The sequence below is a fragment of the Lancefieldella parvula genome (assembly GCF_963530955.1).
In the GTDB taxonomy this organism is placed as follows: Bacteria; Actinomycetota; Coriobacteriia; order Coriobacteriales; family Atopobiaceae; genus Lancefieldella; species Lancefieldella parvula_A.
This window is the reverse complement of the sequence record NZ_CAUSFQ010000108.1, coordinates 1-3,943: the sequence shown is the minus strand read 5'-3', so window position 1 is coordinate 3,943 and position 3,943 is coordinate 1. Positions and strand designations below refer to the sequence as shown.

The 3,943-nt window shown below is 47.5% G+C and carries 1 protein-coding gene; it reads left to right on the top strand.

The window, feature by feature from the left end; genetic code table 11:
• Positions 1 to 215 precede the first annotated feature (215 nt).
• A partial coding sequence (locus tag RWJ43_RS06295; protein WP_314009034.1) for a Cna B-type domain-containing protein occupies positions 216 to 3,943 on the top strand: 3,728 nt, incomplete at its 3' end.

The window sequence follows — 3,943 nt, the reverse complement described above, 5'->3', positions numbered from 1 at the left end:
TTTTTCTCGCCAGGAGTAATGAAGTTAAATCTACGCACTTTGTAGCATTAATTGAGCGCAATTTAGTCAGTTTTCAAAGTCTTTGTCCAAGATTGAAATAAAAAAATTTATTTGAACACGATATTTCTTTAAATATTTTGTCAAAAACCATTAGTATGTTTAGTGGAGCTTTATATATCTCCAGGGGTATGTTCGATAGGAAAGATGGGGTTGATATGAGCAACTTTAAGAAGTCGTTTGCAACTATGTTTGCAGCAATAATGATGCTCACCGGTATCATTATTTTGGGTACAAGCACTGTTGCAAAGGCAGTGACCTATCCGTTGTCGCAGAACATTGATTTTGGCGCTGACGGAGAACTTACTGTTAACCTTAAGCCCACTTCACCCACAACCGTTAAGGACAATGCAAACATCTCTACAGGTATCGAGATTGACGCAACTGGCCTTCATAAGCCAATCGACGGTCTTTACCTGGAGATTGAGGTAAACACCAAGCAGTCCTCTGAAAACGTCAATAACACCAACAACATTACTCCTAACACCTACCTTGATAACTTTGCTACCCCAGCAGCAGCTACTCAGCCTATTATCAAGCGCGAGGAGACCATCGTTACCCCTGATGGCAGGACCATTAAGCGCCTGTACCTCAACACTATCGATACCACCGTTAAGCTGGAGCTCCCTTACGTTATGAGCTTCAGAGATATGGTTACCCCAGCAGATTTCCAGCTCAAGCCAGTTGTTCGTGTGTACAATGCAGACGGCACAGAGCTTGCTAACATGCCTGATCAGACATACTCCATCACCTACGACAAGCCTTGGCTTATGAAGCAGGTTGCAGGTGAAGAAACCAACGATCAGCTCCTGTATGGTGGTATTAACGCCCCAGGTGATTCGTCCGCGCTTTCCAACGATAAAACTTCAGACGTCATCTTTAATTTTAGGCTTTACCAGTATCATCGTGCTTATCGCTCCATCATCATTACTGATACCCTTCCTACATACGTAAACGCAGCAGGTCAGACCGTTACCGCTCACTTTGACCCAGCTAAGAACCCTAACTGGACGCTCAGCCCAGATGGACGTACCGTAACCCTCAAATTTGATATTCCTGCAGGAACCACCATTCTTAACGACTACATCAGAGATAACCTTCCTGCATATTCCCAGCTCAAGCTTTCCTTCCCGGGCGCTCGCTACCTCAACGGCACTAATCGCGTAATCTTCAACAACACTGCAACGGTTCAGGGCATACCTTACAACCCAAGTGCAGCAGAAGAGACTGTTGGCCAAGTCCCAGGCAACGAGCACAACTTTGATGACGACTCTAAGCAGTTCCGCCTTGCTGGTAATGATTTCAGCGGTAACGGCATGCTTAGCAAGCGCGGTCCCGTTACCATCCAGTACGACAAGAACGGTCTTGCTGTTAAGAAGCTTGATTACACTATCAAGTTGGTCAACAAGCTGGACACCCCACTCACCGACATCGAGTTCATCGAGGATGTTGCCAACACCGACAACCGCCTCTTCATGACTGCGCTGACCGGCAATCTTGTTGCAGTTGGCCAGCGAGTTGGACTCTCCATGGACCAGATTGAGGTCCGTGGCTACAAGGCAGACGGCAGCTACGACATCATTCCTACCAGGAAGAACGGTGCAAACTGGCTTTACCGTGCTGACATGAACTCGGCAAGCCAGCAGCAGCTGCAGTCCTATCTGGACCAGATCAACCAGGGTACGCTTGATCCATCCAATGCTTCCGCTGTGTCTCCTCAGTACAGGAAGATTGGTATTTACTTCAAGAACGTAACCCTGCAGCCAACCAGCAACATTGATTTCAACATCCAGATGATGTTCATGAATCCATTTGGCGAGGTCTACAGCGATAGGCCAATTACCAACATCATCAAGGTCAATGCCAACAAAGTTAATACCGACGGCACCAAGACCCCAATGAACTTCTCCGCAAATTGGGATACTCGCTTTACTCCATTTAGCGAGAAGGTCTGGCTGTCCAAGTCCTCTTGGTACCAGCGCGTTGGTATGCCAAACGAGCGCTTCAGTGCTCGCTTTGGCTTTGCACTGTCAGAGCTTTCACCTGCTCGTTATTTGAAGAATCCAACCTTCGTTGATCTTCTCCCTGCAGGCGTTTCTTATGACGCGAACACCTCGGTTTCACCAATTGCTGACTCGCTGCAGCCTGAGAAGGTTGAGTACATCAGGAACTACAACGAGACCGGTCGCAATGCAATCAAGATTACCCTTCCATCTGGATACGTGTATCAGTATGGAACCATGGGTTATGAGATTAGGAACCTGGTAATCAACGACGACATCATTCCTTCTAAGGCCGAGAATGACGTTCTGAACAACAATAATGACGTCTACTTCTACGCCACAAACTGGACTCACGGCACACCAGATGACTTCTCTGGTATGTATAACGCCAGTAACTTTGTTCGGGATAATCTTGACATCAATATGAATGGTGTCACTGACGAGACTATTCTGAAGGCAACTGCAAAGGTTCTTGGCAACAACGTTGAGAGTATCCAGTCTGATAAACACATCCGTAGTCTTGAGCCAAATATTGCTGGCGGCGGTACATTCTACGGTAGGGCATTTACCTCGGCTACTATCATGACTGACTTTGCTGGCGTCACCGATACCAGCGGACTCTTCCAGTATCGTCTGAGCATTCGTAACTACTACAACACGCCAATGAATAAGATCCTTATGTACGACGTGTTGCCATATGTGGGCGACGGCAGAAACTCTGCTTTCAGCAATACACTTCAGGGTCCTATTGAGCTGAAGATTGGCTCAACTGACGTCAGCTCCCAGTACGATATTTACTATCGTACTGATGAACACCCAGCTCAGAACGATATCAACGAGATTAACAGCCCAGAGTGGACTAAGACTCCAGCTGACTACACCAAGGTAACGGCAATCAAGATTGTTGGTAAGGATGGCACTATTCTGCCTCCATACACCGTTCTGTCTGCGGTTCTTACCATGAAGGCACCACTGTATGATCCAAACCTCTCCGAGGCTCTTGCATACAACGACATGAGCGTTATCTACAACAACGAAGCAGCTATGCGCCGTACCGAGAAGGTCGCAAACCAGCTTGTTGATATCATGGATGTCAAGGTAGAGAAGAAGTGGCTTGACGCTGACGGTAACGCAATTGCTCAGCCAGATGCTACCTCCATTACCGTAAAGCTTCTTGCCGACGGTGTTGATACTGGTAAGACGCTCGACCTTACCGCGGCTAACAACTGGACTGCTTCGTTCACACATCTTCGTAAGTACACCATTGAAACTCACAACGATGGAACCAGCACAAAGACTCCTATCGTCTACACTCTTGAAGAGGTAGGCACAGACGCTAATGGCATGGTCACTTACAATGGCAAGAAGTACAAGGTGACTGCTACTTCTGGTCAGGCAGATGAGAATTCACCAAACGATTCCGTTGCACTGAGTGTTACCAACCAGCTGCAGCAGGAGAAGGTCTCCGTCTCTGGTAAAAAGCTTTGGGACGACTCCAACAATAACGACGGTAAGCGCCCTGCTTCCATTGTTGTCAGACTTCTTGCAGATGGTGTTGAGGTTCAGCACAAGACTGTTACCGCTGCAGATAACTGGGAGTACACCTTCTCTGACCTGCCTAAGTTCAGTGGCAACACAGAGATTACCTACACCGTTTCTGAGGACGCTGTACCTGACTACACTACAAGCATCAACGGCTTTGAGATTACAAACCAGCACGCTCCTGAGGCTTTGAGCATTCCAGTTAAGAAGGTCTGGGTTGACGACAATAATGCTCAGGGCTTGCGTCCTACTAGTGTTCACGTCAGGCTCTATGCAGACGGCACTCAGGTTGACGAGTTTGACCTGAACGCAGGTAACAACTGGTCTCACATCTTCAACGG